The sequence below is a fragment of the Sphingomonas sp. BLCC-B65 genome (assembly GCF_028550675.1).
GTDB lineage: Bacteria > Actinomycetota > Actinomycetes > Actinomycetales > Microbacteriaceae > Microbacterium.
The window spans coordinates 1,396,208-1,415,408 of the sequence record NZ_JAQQGL010000001.1 but is presented as its reverse complement, the minus strand read 5'-3'; the positions used below and the strand labels follow the sequence as shown (position 1 = coordinate 1,415,408).

The 19,201-nt window shown below is 71.5% G+C and carries 11 protein-coding genes; all 11 read left to right on the top strand.

Annotated elements, in window-relative coordinates:
- The first annotated feature begins 44 nt into the window (after positions 1–44).
- The 11 genes from PP359_RS06835 (at position 45) to tuf (ending at position 19,197) form a co-directional block, all read left to right on the top strand.
- Positions 45–710, top strand: a complete 666-nt coding sequence (locus PP359_RS06835; RefSeq protein ID WP_036320745.1) for a hypothetical protein — start codon at positions 45–47, stop codon at positions 708–710.
- 128 nt (positions 711–838) lie between these two features.
- The gene (locus tag PP359_RS06830; protein ID WP_499250162.1) at positions 839–1,984 is read left to right on the top strand and encodes a serine/threonine-protein kinase; all 1,146 of its coding nucleotides are present in this window, start codon (positions 839–841) and stop codon (positions 1,982–1,984) included.
- Positions 1,984–7,929, top strand: coding sequence for an Ig-like domain-containing protein (locus PP359_RS06825; RefSeq protein WP_499250161.1), 5,946 nt, complete (start codon positions 1,984–1,986; stop codon positions 7,927–7,929). The genes PP359_RS06830 and PP359_RS06825 overlap by 1 nt, the downstream gene beginning before the upstream one ends.
- Before the next feature lie 15 nt (positions 7,930–7,944).
- Positions 7,945–8,910: an AAA family ATPase gene (locus PP359_RS06820; RefSeq protein ID WP_039413168.1), complete on the top strand. Its 966-nt coding sequence runs from the start codon at positions 7,945–7,947 to the stop codon at positions 8,908–8,910.
- Between the two features lie 23 nt (positions 8,911–8,933).
- Complete coding sequence (locus PP359_RS06815; RefSeq protein WP_294945205.1) at positions 8,934–10,283, top strand: DUF58 domain-containing protein; 1,350 nt, start codon at positions 8,934–8,936, stop codon at positions 10,281–10,283.
- A complete protein-coding gene (locus tag PP359_RS06810) occupies positions 10,280–12,721 on the top strand; it encodes a transglutaminase-like domain-containing protein (protein WP_294945208.1) in 2,442 nt (813 codons plus the stop codon). The genes PP359_RS06815 and PP359_RS06810 overlap by 4 nt, the downstream gene beginning before the upstream one ends.
- Entirely contained in the window at positions 12,718–14,469 is a 1,752-nt protein-coding gene (locus PP359_RS06805) for an FHA domain-containing protein (protein WP_294945211.1), read from the top strand. The genes PP359_RS06810 and PP359_RS06805 overlap by 4 nt, the downstream gene beginning before the upstream one ends.
- A 291-nt stretch (positions 14,470–14,760) precedes the next feature.
- Positions 14,761–15,129, top strand: a complete 369-nt coding sequence (gene rpsL / locus PP359_RS06800) for a 30S ribosomal protein S12 (RefSeq protein WP_036318318.1) — start codon at positions 14,761–14,763, stop codon at positions 15,127–15,129.
- Positions 15,130–15,134: 5 nt separating this feature from the next.
- Complete coding sequence (gene rpsG / locus PP359_RS06795) at positions 15,135–15,605, top strand: 30S ribosomal protein S7 (RefSeq protein WP_005050524.1); 471 nt, start codon at positions 15,135–15,137, stop codon at positions 15,603–15,605.
- A 117-nt stretch (positions 15,606–15,722) separates the two neighbouring features.
- Complete coding sequence (fusA, locus tag PP359_RS06790) at positions 15,723–17,837, top strand: elongation factor G (protein WP_005050523.1); 2,115 nt, start codon at positions 15,723–15,725, stop codon at positions 17,835–17,837.
- Between the two features lie 166 nt (positions 17,838–18,003).
- Positions 18,004–19,197 carry an elongation factor Tu gene (gene tuf, locus PP359_RS06785; RefSeq protein ID WP_005050522.1) on the top strand — a complete coding sequence of 398 codons (1,194 nt, stop codon included), beginning with the start codon at positions 18,004–18,006 and terminating at the stop codon, positions 19,195–19,197.
- Positions 19,198–19,201: the final 4 nt, after the last annotated feature.

Below are 19,201 nucleotides of genomic sequence, written 5' to 3'. Positions count from 1 at the left end.
CGCAAATCCGCGCCGATCGGCGCGGATGCCGCCACAATGGAGCCGTGGAGCGGTCGATCGAGACCCAGGTCAGCCAGGCGGTGGACGCCTGGCTGCGCTGGCTGCCGCGCTGGGAGCCCGCCACCCATCGCGGGCGCGTCGCTCCGTGCCGCCGTTGTTTCGGCTCGCCGGTGCTGTCGGCCGCGGGCCTGGGAGCGGATGTTCCGCACGGTGTGCAGCACGGACTCTCCACCCGCATCAAGACGATCGTCGATCACGCGGTGGCCGAGTACACGTCGCGCAATCTCCCCATGCTGCAGGCCGAACTCGAGCAGCAGGCCGCCCGCAACCGGGCGCGCAGCTATCGGCCCGCCGAGGGCCTCGATCCCGAGTTCGAGGGGCTTCCGCTCGACCCGGATCCGGTGCCGGGGGCGCCGTTCCTCTTCACGATCGGCGGGCTCGCGGAGCAGGAGGATGCCGACATCCCCGCGCTGCCACCGCTCAGCGACGATGCGAAGGCGGCCCTGCGCCAAGAGGTCGGCCTCGCCGATGACTACGCGAACATGGTGGGCCGCGAGGTCTGCGCCGTGCTGCTGCACCATCGCCTCCGCATCCAGGCCGCCATCGCGCAGTACGTCGAGCCGCAGATCGCCGCCATGCTCGAGGAGCTCACCCGTTCGCTGGATGCGCCGTTCGAGCCGAACGGCGACCCCGGACTTCCCGAGCTCTGACCCGCCCCGGCTCGCCCCGAGGCGAAGCGGGGCGGAGCGGGCGCCGCGGTGCGGCGAGGTGGCTTTGTTAGCATGGCCGGGTTCCCGACGTCGTCGGGAATGGGGTCGCGAGATGACTGAGGGGTGCCATGACGCGCAGGCTCCCGTCTGCGCCGCCGCAGCTGCCGGGGCTCGATTACGTGCGTCCGCTGGGATCCGGCGGCTTCGCCGACGTGTTCCTGTATCAACAGGACATGCCGCGACGCGCGGTCGCCGTGAAGGTGCTGCCGGCCGGCGAGCGTGACCCCGACCTGCTGCGCATGTTCAACGCCGAGGCGGACGTGCTGGCGCATCTGTCGGCGCACCCGGCGATCGTCACGGTCTACCAGGCCGGAATCTCCGCCGACGGACGGCCGTACATCGTGATGGAGTACTGTCCGGGCTCGCTCGCGCAGCGCTACCGGATCGAGCGGATGCCGGTGGACGAGGTGATGGCCGTCGCCGTGCGTCTGGCCGGTGCGCTCGAGTCGGCGCACCGCGCCGGTCTCATCCACCGCGACATCAAGCCGAGCAACATCCTGGTGACCACTTTCGGGTCGGCGGTGCTGGCCGACTTCGGCATCTCCGCGTCGTTGCAGCGCAGCGCGGCATCCGACGTCCTGGCGATGTCGATTCCGTGGAGCGCGCCGGAAGTCGTCGCCGAGCACAGTGGCGGCACCATCGCGAGCGAGGTGTGGAGCCTGGGCGCGACCGTGTACTCGCTGCTGGCCGGGCACAGCCCGTTCGAGCGGCGCGAGAAGGATCAGAACACCCGCGAGCTGATGCGTCGCCGCATCGCGCGGGCGACGTTCGTGCCGATCACCCGCCCGGATGTTCCCGACGCGCTGCAGCAGGTTCTCGCGACGGCGATGACCCGAGACCCCGACCGTCGCTACGCCTCGGCGCGGGAGTTCGGCGAGGCCGTCCGCGAGGTGCAGCGCGCGGCCGGGATCGCGCCCACGGCGCTGGAGGTGCCGACGGAGGAGTGGATGCCGGCATCCGACGCGATCGACTTCACCGACGTGTCGGCACGAGGACCGGCGCGCAGCCGCGTCGCGGAGGGGCGTCGGCGCGCCACGGCGGATCCCACGGCCCGACGCACCCCCAGCGGGGATGAGGACGCGACGGGGCTGAGCGCCTCCGCGCCGCGTGCGCTGTGGTCACCGCGGGTCATCGCGCTCTCGATCGTCGGCGCCCTCGTCGTGGGCGGCGGACTGCTGGCCGCGGCCGCGGCGCTGTGGACGGTGATGCGCTGATGAGGCGGGGCAGCATCGTCGGTCTCGCCGCCGCGGGCGCGATGGCGGCGCTGATCGCCGGTGTCAGCGTGGTGTGGCCGGGCCTGGACGCGCAGCGCACCCCGCCGTCGCAGAGCTCCGCGTGGGTTCTGCAGGCCGACACGCTGCGCTACGCGCGCGTGAACACCGCGATCGGAGAGATCGACACGGTGCGCGCCGTCAGCAATCCGAGTCGAATCGTGACCTCCGCCGACGGTGCGTACATGTTCACCGACAACGACGCCAAGGTCGAGCGCATCGACGACGCCGCACCGGTCGATCTCGACGCCGAGGGGCTGCGCACCGCGACGCCCGCGCCCGCCGGGACGGCCGACATCGACGCCTCCGGTGACGTCGTGGCCTACCGCACCGATGCGGGGGCGGTCTTCGCGGGGCGGCTCTCGGCCGGACCCGCCGCGCCGATCGATGTTCCGGCCGCCGCCGCCGTCGCGGCCGCATCGTCGGGCGTGGTCTTCAGCTATTCGGCGTCGGCCGGCACGGTTTCGCGGATCGACCTCGCCTCGGGAAGGGTCGCCGCCGCCGACAAGGTGGCGGCCACGGTGGAGCGCCCCGTCCTCACTGCCGCCGGCGATGACTGGGTGCTCCTGGACACTGCCGGCAGCGGTGCGGGACGGTTCTGGACAAGCCGTGGGACGGGCACGATCTCGCTGACGGGCACCATCGCGGTCAGCCGACCGGCGGTGGACGGCGATGCCGTCTACGTCGCCGACGACACGGGTCTGGTGCGCATTCCCGTCTCCGCGGTCGCGGCCGAGCGCATCTTCGGTGACAGCACGACCTCGCGAGGCACCCCCGCCCGTCCGGTCAGTCGTGGCGGCGTCATCAGCGCCGCGTGGCTCGCCGAGGGCACGCGCGGGGGCACCCTGTGGACCTCCACCGGAGGGGATGTGCCACTGGACTACGGCGGGCAGGGTCTGGGCTCCCAGCGTCGCCCCGTCTTCGTGGATGCCGGCGACAGCGTGATCCTCAACGATGCGCGATCAGGGTGGGTCTGGTCCGTCCCGGAAGGGCGCCTGCTGCCCTCCAGCCAGAACTGGGACATCGAGGACGAGGTGAAGACGGCGCCGAAGACGTCGGACCAGAAGCCGCCGCCCATCATCGACCCGCGCCCTCCGGTCGCCGAGAACGATGCGTTCGGCGTGCGGCCGGGTGCCCTCGTGAGCCTTCCGGTCCTGCTGAACGACCACGATCCCAACGATGACGTCCTCGCCGTCGACCCGGCATCGGTCACCGGCCTCGACCCCGCCTTCGGCACCGTGACCACCACCGACGACCGCCAGCGCCTTGCGGTGCGGGTCGCCCCCGGAGCGACGGGATCGGCGACGTTCAGCTATGCGGTCACCGACGGCACGACGGCGGACGGGCTCGTTTCGCCGCCGGCGACGGTGACGCTGCGCGTCGCAGTGGAGGACGAGAACTCCGCCCCGGTGTGGTGCGGCGTCGAGGGGTGCCGCCAGGACTGGCCGAGCCCCGAGGTGGCTCCCGGGGGCACGGTGACCGTTCCCGTGCTCGGCGACTGGGTGGACCCGGAAGGCGACCCCGTTCTGCTCCTGTCGGCGAGCGACGACTCCGGTCTCGGCGAGGTCGCCACCACCCCGGAGGGCGACGTCGTGTTCCAGCACCGCGACGCCGGGGTGGCCGGCGAGCAGGCCGAGTCGATCACGGTGACCGTCGCCGACGTCCGCGGCGCGACCGCGACCCGGCAGCTCGTCGTGCGGATCCGGGGCGACGCGCAGCCGGCCCTGCAGTCGTTCGCGGTGGTCGATGTGGCGGGCTCGCGCGTGTCGGTCGACGTCGCCCCGCACGTCACGGGGACCGCCGGCGACCTGACGCTCACCGCGGCGCGCGTGCTCGACGATGCGGCGGCCACCGCGACCGTCGTCGGCGGCTCGACCACGTTCGACGTCGTCGCGGCGTCGCCGGGCGCCTACCGCGTCGCCGTCACGGTGTCTTCGGGAGGGCACGAGGCCACCGGCACCGTCCGACTCACGCTGCTCGACCCCGGCGGGCCCGCCGACCTGTCCACCTCGCCGGTCGTCGCCTTCGTGCGTCCGCAGGCCGATGCCACCGTCGACGTCCTGGCCGCGGTCACCAACCCCACCCGGCGGGTGCTGCTGCTGAGCGATCTGGTCATCCGCCCGGTCACCGGTGCGTCCCTGTCGGCCGACGTCGTGGCCCAGAGCCAGCTGCGGGTGTCGGGCTCGACGGCATCCGGCGCGTCGGGTCTGCTGGGAACCGTCTCGTACCGGGTCGGCGACGGCACGACCGACGAGGGTTCGGCCATCACCGGTGAAGCGACGGTGTACCTGCTGCCGCCCGCCGCCGAGCAGGCGCCGATCGCCGTCGACGATCGTGCCGTCGTGCGCGCGGGCGCGCAGATCGACATCCCGGTGCTGGACAACGACGTCGCGGCGGTCGGCACCCGCCCTCGCCTGGACCCGGAGTCGATCGTCGCCTCGCGCCCCGACGTCCTCGCCTTCGCCGCCGGCGATGTGCTGCGGGTGCTGGCTCCCAGGACGCCGGGGGACGTCACGATCTCCTATCGGGCGTTCACGACCGGCGCACCGGCGCTCGGCGACACCGCCACGGTGCACCTGAGCGTGGTCGGCGACGGAGCGAACCGCGACCCCCTGCCGCGGACGCTCTCGGGGCGGGTGCTCAGCGGACTGTCCACGGTCATCGCGTTCGACGGCTTCGGGATGGATCCGGACGGCGACGTCGTGCGTCTGGATCGCATCGTCGATCAGCCCGCGCACGGCTCGGCCGTCATCTCCGCCGACGGTGCGTCCATCGTCTACTCCAGCGATGCCGGGAGTTCGGGGCAGGACACGTTCACCTACCGGGTGGTGGACCCGTCCGGCGCCGCGGGCGTCGGAACCGTCCGCGTCGGGGTGCTGAGCGGCGATGCCAGTCCTGCCCCCATCACCTACACCGATTACGTGCAGGTGCAAGCCGGTGACGGCAACGTGCTGCGCGTGCATCCCCTCGCCAATGACATCGACCCCCTGCAGGGCACGCTGACCCTGCAGCGGGTGCGCCCCGACGTGCCTCAGTTCGCGTTGGACGGGTCGCCGACGGCGGAGTTCACCCGTCTGCAACAGCGACTCGTGTCGCAGAGCGACGACACGGTCACGATCGCGGCGGGACCGACACCCGGGACGATGTCGTTCCTCTACGACGTGGTCTCCTCGGCCGGAAACACCGCCCGCGGCCTCATCGTCGTGCGGGTGGTCGCCCAGCGCGTCGCCGACTTCCCGGTCGTCTCCGACACCGTGCTCGACGCCGACGGACGCGCCGATCTCGCGCGAGGCATCGACGTGCTCTCCGGCAAGGTGCTGTGGTCCGGAGGCGACACGGGCGACCTGTCGGTCGGGCTCTGGGCACCGGTGGACGGCATCACCGTCGAGGGGACGCGCCTGGTGGGCACCGTCGACGACCGCGCCCACGTGATCCCCTTCTCGGTCACGGGGCAGCCGTCCGCCGGACCCGTGACGACGTACGCGTTCCTGAGGATCCCGGCCGCCGCCGATACGCCGTTGGCGCTGCGTGCCGGGGCGCCTCCGCTCACCGTCGGCGAGAACGCGCAGGCCGATGTCGACCTCGCCGCGCTCATCACAGTGCCACGCGGTCGCGCCCTGGAGCTGTCCGGCGAGACCCGCGCCTCGGGCGCGCGGCCCGGGGCATCGTGCACCGCCGTCGGCGGAACCACCCTGCGTTACGCGGCCGGCGCGGACGCGCCGTGGACGGACACCTGCCGGGTGCTCGTACGCCTGGCCGGTCAGCCGGCCTGGACCGTCCTGGCCATCCCGGTCGTGGTGACCCCGATCGCCCCGCAGCCGCGGCTGTCACCGGCCGCGCTCGAGGTCGCTCCGGGCGACACCCAGGTCTTCGACCTCGGCGCGATGACCACCTGGCAAGGGCGCCCCGAGGCGATCGTCTACCGGGTCGACGGGACCCCGGCATCCTTCGACCTCGCGCTGCAGGGCGCGCAGCTGAGCGTTCGAGGCCGCGATGCGGCCGCGCCCGGCACGATCGAGAGCGTCATCGTCCAGGTGACGTCGCACCCGGGTGTCGCTCCGGCGCGGATCTCCCTGCGGGTCGGCGCCGCCCCGTCCACGTTGCCCCAGGGCGGTTCGGTGCAGCAGCAGTGCAGCCAGGCATCGGGCTCGTCGTGCACGATCGACGTCATCGGTGCGGCCGGCGAGGTCAACCCGCTGCCGGGTACGCCGCTGCAGGTCGTCTCGGTCGCCCCGGCCGGCGTCTGCACCGGAGTGAGCTTCGCGGTGGTCTCGCCCAGCCGCGTCTCGGCATCGTGGACCTCGGATGCGCCGGGTGCGACGTGCGCGGCGAGCTTCACCGTCCGCGACGCCCAGGGCCGCCAGAGCGCGAGCGCCCGGGACGGGCGGATCCTCCTCGACCTGCAGGGCTATCCGAAGGCGCCGGCGAGCGTGGCCCAGTCCGCCTACGCCGACGGCTCTCTCACGCTCCGCGTCGATCCCGGACCGGCGCAGGCCGCCTACCCGGTGCTCACCGGGTTCGAGGTCCGTCAGGGCGGCCAGCGCGTGGCGGTGTGCACCCCGCAGGGCATCTGCCCGCCGATCAGCGCCCCGAACGGCGAGCAGCGCTCCTACGAGGCCGTCGCGGTGAATGCGGTGGGGTCATCGCTCACCGCGGTGCGCACGACCGCGTGGGCCTACGACCCGCCGTCCGCTCCCACGGGTGCGACCGCGGCTCCCGTCGTCGCGGGCGCCGACGGCGGCGTCGCGTCGCTGGCGATCTCCGGCGTGGATGCCGCGAACACCGGATCTCTGCAGATCACCAGTCCGGTCGGCGAGACGCAGACGATCGCCGTCGGCTCGTCGCAGACCACCGTCACGGTGCCCGCGTTCCGCGTGGGCGCGAACACGGCGACCGACGTGACGATCACACCGCTGTCGCGGTACACGGCCCCACCGGGCCTGCCCGGCCCCGCCATCGGCTCCACGACGGTGTCGGCGCACGGCATCGGTGCGCCGACGCAGGGCACCCTGACCCTCACGGCCGTCAACGTCGGCGGCGGCCGCGTCGACATCACGGCGGTGGGAACGGCGACGCCGGGCGGCGACGGCGCCCGCGTGCGTTATGGCATCGTGCGTCTCGACGGCCCCGTCGCCCAGGACGGCGCCCCGGTCTCCGTCGACAGCTGTCGCACGAGCGACGACGGCGGACAACGCGTCTTCCGCGGTCTCCCGGACGGGCGCCTGTACACCTTCGCCCTCTGCGCGGAGTCGTGGTTCGATTCCCGCTCCTTCGGTCGGGCCACCGTCACCAACACGGTGCGCGCGGTGCAGAGCGGAGCCGCGCCGACCGGGTACACCTTCGTCGTCGGCCCCACCGCCCACGTCGCCGGCGACGGCACCCCATCGGGCCGCGCCACGTGGACGATCGATCAGACGCCCACGTCGCCCGAGACGCCGCCGAACGACAACAACGTCGTCTTCCGAGCACTGCCGAGCAGCGTGTTCGACAAAGACCCCGGGATCGAGGTGCGCTACGAGCACAAGGACGGGTGGTGGCAGTCGGACTGGGGCGATGTCGTCCCCGCCGCCGGCAGCGCTCCCTACCAGGTGCAGGCGTCCTGGTCGCTCGGCACGTGCACCGGCGGCACGACCCTCACGCGCACCGCCGGATCGAGCGGCTCGGATGCCGCGGTGACATTCGATGCCGCCGGCATCCGCTACTACGACAAGAACGATGCGGTGCTGGTTCCCGGCACGGACCCGTGGACGGTGCCCGCGGAGGCCGTGCGCGTCACCGGCATCCGTGTCGTCGTCGACTGGTCCGGGCAAGGCTGGAACCTCGCCCCCGCGAGCGCAGAACTCGCGACACGCTGTACGCCCTCCACCGCGCCGAACCCGGCCGGCTGACCCGACGGAGTCCTCATGACGATCACCACCGAGCAGGCGACCTGGTTCGCCCAGACCTTCGCGCAACTGGCCGACAACGTCGAGCGCGCCGTGCTCGGCAAGCGTCACGTCGTCGAGCTCATCCTGACCGCCATGCTCAGCGAAGGACACGTGCTCATCGAGGACGTGCCGGGCACGGGCAAGACGTCCCTCGCTCGCGCCGTGGCCCAGTCGGTGCAGGGGACGACGACCCGCATCCAGTTCACCCCCGACCTGCTTCCGGGCGACATCACCGGAATCACCGTCTACGACCAGAAGACCGGCGCGTTCGAGTTCCACCCCGGCCCCATCTTCGCCAACATCGTCCTCGCCGACGAGATCAACCGCGCGAGTCCGAAGACGCAGGCAGCGCTGCTCGAAGTGATGGAGGAGGGGAGCGTGACCATCGACGGCGTCACGCGCGCCGTCGGCGCCCCCTTCCTCGTGCTCGCCACGCAGAACCCGGTCGAGCAAGCCGGCACCTACCGACTGCCCGAGGCCCAGCTCGACCGCTTCCTGCTGCGCACGGCGCTCGGCTACCCCGATCATGCGGCCACCGTCCGCATCCTCGACCGCGCCGCGGTCGCGACCGCGGACCTGGCGCCCGTGCTCACTCCGGGCGCGCTGGTCGGTATGAGCGAACTGGCCGCTGACGTCTACGTGGACGCGCTCGTGCTCGACTACATCGCGCGGCTCGTCGATGCGACACGAGCCGCTGACGAGGTGCGCCTCGGCGTCAGCATCCGCGGGGCTCTCGCCCTGACGCGTGCCGCACGTACCACCGCCGCCGCCCACGGTCGCACCTACGTCACTCCCGACGACGTCAAGCGTCTCGCCGTCCCGGTTCTCGCCCACCGCCTGATCCTGCATGCGGAGGCCGAGTTCGACGGTGTGGCCCCCGAGGCGGTCATCGGCCAGGTCCTTCTCGACGTGCCGCCGCCCACCCGCCGGGACAGCGCGTGAGCAGCGTCGAGAGCCGCTCGTCCGTGACCGACACCCGGCTCACGCGCACCTCGGCCACCGGGCTCACCGGCGAGCGGACCGAGGTGACGGCTCGCCGTGGACGTCGCCTCGTGGGAGCGGCCGTCCGCGCCTCGCGAGCCTGGGCGAGCGGACGTTCGGCCGTGCGCGCCGCCATCGCCTGGTGTCGTGCCACGATCCGGCCCGCCGGGGCCCTGGTCGTGCTCACGTCGACCGTGGGCCTCGCCGCCGGTCTCGTGTTCGGATGGGTCGAGGCGCTCGTCGCCGGGGCGGCGGCCGGGGCACTGCTCGTGATGGCCCTGCCCTTCTTGCTCGGAGCCCGCGCGTACGAGGTGCGGCTGGTGCTCGAGCGGGAGCGCGTCGTCGCCGGGGCGGCGGCGCGGGCGAGCATCGCCGTGCGCAACATCGGGCGCACCACGGCGCTGCCGGGCCGCATCGACATCCCGATCGGACCCGGTCTGGTCGAGGTCGGCGTCCCGCTCCTCGCCGCCGACGAGGTCTCCCGGCACGCGGTGGATCTGCCGCCGCAGCGGCGCGGCATCGTGCGCATCGGCCCCGCGACGACGATCCGCTCCGACCCGCTCGGTCTGCTGCGGCGCGAGCACGCCTTCGACGAGGTGCAGGAGCTGTTCGTCCACCCGCGTACGGTCACCGTGCCGTCCACGAGCGCGGGACTCATCCGCGATCTCGACGGCAGCGCGACCCGGCGACTGGTCGATGCGGACATGTCCTTCCACGCGATCCGCGAGTACGCGCCCGGTGATGCGCGCCGACAGATCCACTGGAAGTCGACCGCGAAGACGGGCCGGCTGATGGTCCGGCAGTACGAGGAGTCGCGCCGCTCGCGGATGGCGGTCGTGCTGGGACTCTCGAGCGCGGAATACGCGTCCGACGACGAGTTCGAACTCGCCGTCAGTGCGGCGTCCTCCCTGGCGCTGCGGGCTGTGCACGACGCGCGCGACCTCGACATCGTCGTCGGTGCCGAGATCCCGCGCGTCGTGCGGGGTCGCTTGCGCGCCATCCGACACATCGCCGCGAGCGCTCCGCGCGCCGTGCTCGACGGCTTCAGCGGTGTCGATCGTCTCGTCGAGACGATGCCGTTCCCCGAGGTGTGCCGGCTGACGGCCGAGGCGAACGAGCGGCTCTCGGTCGCCGTTCTGGTCGCCGGCTCGGGCGTGCCTCTCACGTCTCTGCGCCTGGCGGCGCTGGCCTTTCCGGCGGATGCCGCGATCATCGCCGTCCGCTGCGACGAGCGCGCGCATCCGCGCGCCCAGACCGTCGGTCCCCTCACCGTCGTCACGATCGGTGCGCTCGAGGACCTCGCCGGACTCCTCCTGCGCGGAGCACGCTCGTGAGGGTCGCGGCCGGGGCGCTGTACGCTCTCGCAGCCGTGGGGCTGGCGGCCGTGGCGGCGTGGCCGGTCTACCGCTCCGTGTCGTTTGTGCTGCTGGTGGCCGCGGCATCCGTTCTCGCGGGAGCCATCGCCGCCCTCGTCGCCTGGCGGCGATGGAACGGCTGGGCTGCCGCCGGGCTGCTCGCCGGTGCACTCCTCGTGGTCGGCGTGCCCGTGGCCGTCCCCTCGCGCGCCGGAGCACCGGCGCCGTTCCTCCAGGGACTGGGTGAGCTCGTCGCGGGGCTGCTGTGGGGCTGGAAGGACCTGCTCACCGTCGACCTGCCGGTCGGGTCGTATCGCAACCTGCTGGTGCCGGCGCTCGTCGTGTTCCTCGTCGGTACCGCCAGCGTCCTGCTGCTGAGCTGGCGCACAGACGCGCTCGCCGTGCTCGCTGTGCCCGTGGCGATCGCGATGGCCGGCTTCGGGCTGCTGTTCGGCAGCACGGAGCTCAGCGCACCGCTGGTCGTCGGACCCGTCGTGCTTCCCGCTCCGGTCGAAACGGCTGTCGGCGCCGGGGTGCTGCTCAGTGGGGTGCTGTGGTTGTCGTGGCGCACCCGCGCCGCGCGGGTGCAGGCACTTCGTCGGGCGTCGGGCGCGGCCAGCGTGCGGGTGGCCGGCGCCGCCGCGCGGGGAGCGGGTGCGCGACTGCGCCGGCTCGGGCTCGGCGTCGGCATGGTCGCCGTCGCCGCGGCCGTCGCCGTCTCGGTGCCGGCGGTGGCGGTGCCGTCGCAGCGCGACGTCCTGCGCGAGGCGACGGGACCGCGTCAGGAGATCTCCCGCGCGGTCAGCCCGTTGAGTGCGTATCGGACGCTGTTCGCCGATGCGCGCGTCGACGAGGAGCTGTTCCGGGTCACCGGCGATGCACTGCCCGATCGCGTGCGACTGGCCGTCCTGGACGATTACGACGGCGCGATCTTCCGCACCGATCCGGCGGGCGAGCCGTTCGTGCGGCTCGCGGCGGCGCGCGTCCTCGGCGCGGGTGCTCCCATCGACGCCGAGGTGACGATCGGTGCGCTGGACGGCATCTGGATGCCGACGGCCGGAGCCGTGGCCTCCATCGACTTCGCCGGGCCGCGCGCCGCCGCGCTCGCCGACGGGTTCTACGTGAGCGGTGCCCGGGAGGCGGCGGTCGAGACGACACCGTGGAGCGCCGGTGACACCTATCGCCTCCGCGCCGCGGCACCGGCGGTGAGCGCCCTCACCTCGGCGGCTGCTCCCGGGGGGCAGGCGGGGGTGTCGGTGACCGCGGCCGACGGCGGCGAACTCGTCGCGCCGGCGAGCCTGCGCACCTGGGTGCAGCAGCATGCCGTCGGCACGGGCGGTGCAGCCCTGGACGGACTCGTCGCTCTGCTGCGCTCGCGCGGCTACCTGAGCCACGCGCTGCGCGCTCCGGCTGGCGGCGCCGCCTGGATGCAGCAGCTCGGGACGGGCTACACCTTCGCGCCGAGCGCATCGGGACACTCGCTGGCACGCATCGACAGCATGTTCACGGCATTGCTCGCCCGCGAGGCCGACCCCGCCGCCGTGGCTGCGGACGACCTCGTGGCCGCCGTCGGCGACGACGAGCAGTTCTCGACCGCCGTCGCCCTCATCGCCCGCGAGCTGGGCTTTCCGGCGCGGATCGTCGTCGGCACGCGGCTCGTGTCGAGCGACCCGGACGCGGCGACGTGCGTCGACGGAGTGTGCCGCGCCGGCGACGTCTCGGCCTGGGTGGAGGTGCGCTCGGCATCCGGGGAGTGGATCCCGGTCGACGTCACCCCCCAGCACACGCGCCCGCCGCGCACCGAGCGCACCGAGCAGCCCGACCCGCAGATCGCCACGTCGGTGCGCCCCGACGGGGTCGACGAGGTCCAGCCCCAGCGTCCCGCGCAGGAGGACAGTGCCGCGCCGACCGACCGACCCGACCCTCTCGACCTGCGCTGGCTGTGGACGACGCTGGGTATCACCGGCGGCGTCCTCGCGGTTCTGCTCGTGCTCGCCGGCCCGTTCGCGGCGATCATGATCGCCAAGGCCCTGCGCCGCCGACGGCGACGGCGCCAGGACCGACCCGCCGACGCGATCGCCGGGGGGTGGGACGAGTACCTCGACGCCGCCGCCGACGCCGGCCGTCGCGCACCGCCCGCGGCCACGCGCTCCGAGATCGCACGGGCGCTGGCTCGTCCTGCGGCGGGAACCCTCGCGCGGACGGCCGATGAAGCGGTCTTCTCCGCCCGCCCGATGTCCTCCGACGAGGCCGAGGAATTCTGGCGGATCGTCGAGGACGAGCGGGCCGCGCTCGCGACGAACAGGTGGCGCCGGCTGCGTGCAGCCGTATCGTTGAGATCGTTCGTCCCGCGATCGTTCCGGTCACACTTCGAGAGGGGGAGCCGTGCGGCCTCGCGCCCGCGGCGCACCGCATGAACGCACCCATCGGCGACTCCGTCGGCGCTCTGCTGGGCCTCGTCGCCCTGGCGGTGGGCCTCGCTCTCTATGTCTGGACCGCGCTGGCGCTGGCCGCGATGTTCCGCAAGATGGGAGAGGCCCCCTACAAGGGGTGGGTTCCCGTGTGGAACGTCGCCACCGTCCTCCGGTGGGGAGGCTTCAGCCCGTGGCTCGTTCTGATCGCGCTCTTCCCGGTGCTGGGGCCGATCGTGCTGTGGGTGCTGGTCGTCGTCGCGGCGCACCGGATCAATCCGGGCTTCGGCTACGGGGGCGGCATGACCGCCCTCGCGGCGGTGCTGTTCGTCGTGTGGGCGAGCATTCTCGGTTTCGGGCCCGCGCGATGGCTCGGCGCGCGCGCGGGCGGCATGTCGGCGCACCGCCGCGAACAGCCTCGCGCGAGCCTCGGCGGTGTGTTCGCCGAACCCGCCCCGATGACGCCGGAAGCCGCGGTCGTCTCTGCATTGCCGCCGGCCGTGGCGGCGGAGCCGGCAGCACCGACCGACGACGTGCGCGAGGACGACGACGACCTGGCGCGGCTCTTCGCTCCTCCCGCTCCCGCCGCCGCACCGGCCTGGACCCCGCCGGAGACGACGGTGCCGCCCGCCTCGCCGTCGACGGCCGCCCCGGCGCCCGCGGAACCTGCCCCCGCGGAACCTGCCCCCGCACGGCCCGAGGCGGGAACCGTCGCCGTCGAGGCGCTCGACGAGCCCGTCGCGACGTCGTCGCCGTCCCCGGCCGCCGTGGTCCGTCCGCCCGCTCCGGCGCCCGTATCGGCATCCGCCGCGGTCCGCGCCGGGGAAGCCGCCGCTGACGACGACGCGGCGTGGCCGTCGGAGATCGATGATGTCTCGGCGATCGCGCCCTCCCCGTTCCCGCCCAGCTCCGGTGCCGGATGGCGCCACGCGATGCCGCCGGTCACCGATGATGCCCCCATCGACTTCGTGCCGGGCCGTCGCAGCACCGCGCTGCCGTCGCCGCACGACGTCGGCGAGGCGGCGGATGCACCGGCACCGGCGCCCCGGGTCTCCGCTGCCGCGGCAGCCGCCCGAGCCGCCCACGGCGTACCGGCCGAACCCGCCGCGGATGCGTCCGACTCCGCGGTCGACGGCTCCCAGGCGGGCTCCTCGGACGCGCCAGCCGCGGGGGAGCGTGGGCTCGCGCCGGAGGCGGCGGAGCCGCCGCTGCGTCGCGCACGACCGTGGCCGGCGTTCGCGGTCGCCCCGAACGAACCCGATGGCTTCCCGGAGCTGTCGGGCGAGGTCTCGGCGGTCATCGGATCGCCCGCCGCCGGGTCGCCCCGCTCCGCCGCGGGCGCCGTCGCTGCCCAGCATCGCCGCGACCAGAGCGTCGACGACGACATCGACCAGACGGTGATCACGCGGCGGGTCCGCGCGGCCGTGTGGCAGTTGGTCCCCGCCGCCGGCGCACCGGTGGCGATCACGGCGGACGTCGTCATCCTCGGGCGTCGCCCGGCAGCCGACACGGCCTTCCCGAAAGCGCAGCTCATCGCCGTTGCGGGCGAGGCTCTCACCGTGTCCAAGACCCACGCCCGCCTCGAACGGCACGACGACGTCTGGACGATCACCGATCTGGCCTCGACGAACGGGGTGCTCGTTCGCACCTTCATGGGCGAGGAGATCGAGGTGGAGCCGGGCTCGAAGATCGACGCGGGGGAGCGGTTCTTCCTCGGCGACGAGGAGTTCCACCTCGCGCGCATCGAACGCTGAGGCGAGCGCGGCGGGAGCAGGGCGCGACTCACCGGGCGCGTTTGCCCGCGTTCGTCATACGGCGTAGTATTGACCGGGTGTGCGTATACGCGCGCCGTCCGCCGTGCCACGGCATCCGGACGGGGTTCGGCACACGATCGGGACTGGTCTGCGAACAGGCCGCCCCCACGGCATATCCACCACCCATGCTCGGCATCCGCCGTGTCGGTGGATCTGTGGTGAAACCACCATCGCTGTCACCGTGCAGCACCTGTGCAGGCGAGAGCCCGCACAGCTTTACAAGGAGAGAACGTGCCAACCATTCAGCAGTTGGTTCGCAAGGGACGTACGCCCAAGGTCACCAAGACCAAGGCGCCCGCCCTGAAGTCGAACCCGCAGCAGGCGGGTGTCTGCACCCGCGTGTACACGACCACGCCCAAGAAGCCGAACTCGGCGATGCGCAAGGTCGCCCGTGTCAAGCTTCGCAACGGCACCGAGGTCACGGCCTACATCCCGGGTGAGGGCCACAACCTGCAGGAGCACTCGCTCGTGCTTGTCCGTGGAGGCCGTGTCAAGGACCTCCCCGGTGTCCGCTACAAGATCGTTCGCGGCGCCCTGGACACCCAGGCCGTCAAGAACCGCAAGCAGGCCCGTAGCCGCTACGGCGCCAAGAAGGGCTGAGTCCGATGCCTCGCAAGGGACCCGCACCTCGCCGCGTCGTCGTCAACGACCCGGTCTACGGTGCTCCGATCGTCACCCAGCTGGTGAACAAGATCCTCGTCGACGGCAAGAAGTCGCTCGCCGAGTCGATCGTCTACAACGCCCTGAAGGGCGTCGAGGCGAAGAACGGCCAGGATGCCGTCGCGACCCTCAAGAAGGCGCTCGACAACGTCCGCCCCACCCTCGAGGTCAAGAGCCGCCGCGTCGGTGGCTCGACCTACCAGGTGCCGGTCGAGGTCAAGCCGCACCGCGCGAACACGCTCGCGCTGCGCTGGCTCGTCAGCTACGCGAAGGGTCGTCGTGAGAAGACGATGACCGAGCGTCTGCAGAACGAGATCCTCGACGCCTCGAACGGCCTGGGTGCCGCGGTCAAGCGCCGCGAAGACACCCACAAGATGGCCGAGTCGAACCGCGCCTTCGCTCACTACCGCTGGTAACGCGTTTCGACGCGCTGCGCTCGCTCAACGACCGGCGGTCACTCCCCGGTCGTTGAGCGAGGCCCGCAGGGCCGCGTCGAAGCGTCCGCAACCCGAACACACACGTAAGGACACCCCGTGGCACAAGAAGTGCTCACCGACCTCAACAAGGTCCGCAACATCGGCATCATGGCGCACATCGATGCCGGCAAGACGACGACGACCGAGCGCATCCTGTTCTACACGGGTGTCAACCACAAGCTGGGCGAGACCCACGACGGCGCCTCGACCACCGACTGGATGGAGCAGGAGAAGGAGCGCGGCATCACGATCACGTCCGCCGCCGTGACCTGCTTCTGGAACAAGCACCAGATCAACATCATCGACACCCCCGGACACGTGGACTTCACGGTCGAGGTCGAGCGGTCGCTGCGCGTCCTCGACGGTGCGGTCGCCGTCTTCGATGGCAAGGAGGGCGTCGAGCCCCAGTCCGAGACGGTCTGGCGCCAGGCCGACAAGTACGACGTGCCCCGCATCTGCTTCGTCAACAAGATGGACAAGCTGGGCGCCGACTTCTACTTCACCGTCGACACGATCGTGAACCGTCTGGGCGCCAAGCCCCTCGTGCTGCAGCTGCCGATCGGTGCCGAGAACGACTTCGTGGGCGTCGTCGACCTCGTCGAGATGCGCGCACTGGTCTGGCCCGGCGACGCCAAGGGTGATGTCACCATGGGCGCCAAGTACGAGGTCCAGGAGATTCCGGCCGACCTCGCCGACCGTGCGGCCGAGTACCGCGAGAAGCTGCTCGAGACGGTCGCCGAGTCCGACGAGGCGCTGCTGGAGAAGTACTTCGGCGGCGAAGAGCTCACGCTCGCCGAGATCAAGGGCGCCATCCGCAAGCTCACCGTCGCCGGTGACCTGTACCCGGTGCTCTGTGGTTCGGCCTTCAAGAACCGCGGCGTGCAGCCGATGCTCGACGCGGTCGTGGACTACCTGCCCTCGCCCCTGGACGTGCCCGCCATCGAGGCGCACGACCCGAAGGACGAGGAGAAGGTCATCGAGCGTCACCCCGACGCCAATGACCCCTTCGCCGCGCTCGCGTTCAAGGTCGCGGTGCACCCCTTCTTCGGCCGTCTGACCTACATCCGCGTCTACTCGGGTCACCTCGACTCGGGTGCGCAGGTCATCAACTCGACCAAGGGCAAGAAGGAGCGCATCGGGAAGATCTTCCAGATGCACGCCAACAAGGAGAACCCCGTCGACGCGGTCACCGCGGGCAACATCTACGCCGTGATCGGCCTGAAGGACACCACCACCGGTGACACCCTCGCCGACCCGAACGAGCCCGTCGTCCTCGAGTCGATGACCTTCCCCGAGCCCGTCATCGAGGTCGCCATCGAGCCGAAGACCAAGGCCGACCAGGAGAAGCTGGGCACCGCGATCCAGAAGCTCGCCGAAGAGGACCCGACCTTCCGCACCGAGCTCAACCCCGAGACCGGCCAGACGGTCATCAAGGGAATGGGCGAGCTGCACCTCGACATCCTCGTCGACCGCATGAAGCGCGAGTTCAAGGTCGAGGCCAACGTCGGAAAGCCGCAGGTGGCGTACCGCGAGACGATCAAGAAGGCCGTCGAGCGTCACGACTACACCCACAAGAAGCAGACCGGTGGTTCGGGTCAGTTCGCGAAGATCCAGTTCGCGATCGAGCCGCTCGAGGTCACGGCCGACAAGACGTACGAGTTCGAGAACAAGGTCACCGGTGGCCGCATCCCGCGCGAGTACATCGAGCCGACCAACCAGGGCTTCCAGGACGCGATGAACGTCGGTGTCCTCGCCGGCTACCCCGTCGTGGGCGTCAAGGCGATCCTGCTCGACGGCGCGTCGCACGACGTCGACTCGTCCGAGATGGCGTTCAAGATCGCCGGCTCCATGGGCTTCAAGGAGGCCATCCGCAAGGCGAACCCCGCCATCCTCGAGCCGCTCATGGCGGTCGAGGTGCGCACGCCCGAGGAGTACATGGGCGACGTCATCGGCGACCTGAACTCGCGTCGTGGCCAGATCCAGTCGATGGAGGACGGGTCGGGCATCAAGATCGTGCGCGCCCTCGTCCCGCTGTCGGAGATGTTCGGCTACATCGGCGACCTGCGCTCGAAGACCTCGGGCCGGGCCGTGTACTCGATGGAGTTCGACTCGTACGCGGAGGTCCCCAAGGCCGTCGCCGACGAGATCGTCCAGAAGAACAAGGGCGAGTAACCCTCTGGGATGCTGTGCGCCGAGCCTTCTGCGTAGACCGCTTCGCGCACAGCATCCGCACAAACTGAATACAGACCCAGTCGTCTAGACTGACACCCATCCCCGTAGAGCACCGGTCGCAATCCAGCGCCCGGAACCTCTACATGAATGTCCTGAGGAGGACCCAGTGGCCAAGGCCAAGTTCGAGCGGACCAAGCCGCACGTCAACATCGGAACGATCGGTCACGTCGACCACGGCAAGACCACGCTCACCGCTGCGATCTCGAAGGTGCTCGCCGACAAGTACCCGTCGGCGACCAACGTGCAGCGTGACTTCGCGTCGATCGACTCGGCTCCCGAAGAGCGTCAGCGTGGTATCACGATCAACATCTCGCACGTCGAGTACGAGACCCCGAAGCGCCACTACGCGCACGTCGACGCGCCCGGCCACGCCGACTACATCAAGAACATGATCACCGGTGCCGCTCAGATGGACGGCGCGATCCTGGTGGTCGCCGCCACCGACGGTCCGATGGCTCAGACGCGTGAGCACGTTCTGCTCGCCAAGCAGGTCGGCGTTCCCTACCTGCTGGTCGCGCTCAACAAGAGCGACATGGTCGACGACGAGGAGATCCTGGAGCTCGTCGAGCTCGAGGTTCGTGAGCTGCTCAGCTCGCAGGACTTCGACGGCGACAACGCTCCCGTCGTCCGCGTCTCGGGCCTGAAGGCTCTCGAGGGCGACGAGAAGTGGGTCGAGTCGATCGTCGAGCTCATGAACGCCGTCGACGAGTCCATCCCGGACCCGGTGCGCGACAAGGACAAGCCGTTCCTCATGCCCATCGAGGACGTCTTCACGATCACCGGTCGTGGCACCGTCGTCACGGGCCGCGCCGAGCGTGGCACGCTGGCCATCAACTCCGAGGTCGAGATCGTCGGCATCCGCCCGACGCAGAAGACGATCGTCACCGGTATCGAGATGTTCCACAAGCAGCTCGACGAGGCCTGGGCCGGCGAGAACTGTGGTCTGCTCCTGCGCGGCACCAAGCGTGACGACGTCGAGCGTGGTCAGGTCGTCGTCAAGCCGGGTTCGGTCACGCCGCACACAGACTTCGAGGGCACCGCGTACATCCTCTCCAAGGAGGAGGGTGGCCGTCACAACCCGTTCTTCACGAACTACCGCCCGCAGTTCTACTTCCGCACCACCGACGTCACCGGCGTCATCACGCTGCCCGAGGGCACCGAGATGGTCATGCCCGGCGACACCACGGAGATGACGGTCGAGCTGATCCAGCCGATCGCCATGGAAGAGGGCCTCGGCTTCGCGATCCGTGAGGGTGGCCGCACCGTCGGTGCCGGTACCGTCACCAAGATCCTGAAGTAAGCAC

Coding starts and splice junctions, on each gene's coding strand:
- PP359_RS06820 (WP_039413168.1), top strand. CDS start 7,945: ATGACGATCACCACCGAGCAGGCGACCTGGTTCGCCCAGACCTTCGCG.
- PP359_RS06830 (WP_499250162.1), top strand. CDS start 839: ATGACGCGCAGGCTCCCGTCTGCGCCGCCGCAGCTGCCGGGGCTCGAT.
- PP359_RS06825 (WP_499250161.1), top strand. CDS start 1,984: ATGAGGCGGGGCAGCATCGTCGGTCTCGCCGCCGCGGGCGCGATGGCG.
- PP359_RS06805 (WP_294945211.1), top strand. CDS start 12,718: ATGAACGCACCCATCGGCGACTCCGTCGGCGCTCTGCTGGGCCTCGTC.
- rpsG (WP_005050524.1), top strand. CDS start 15,135: ATGCCTCGCAAGGGACCCGCACCTCGCCGCGTCGTCGTCAACGACCCG.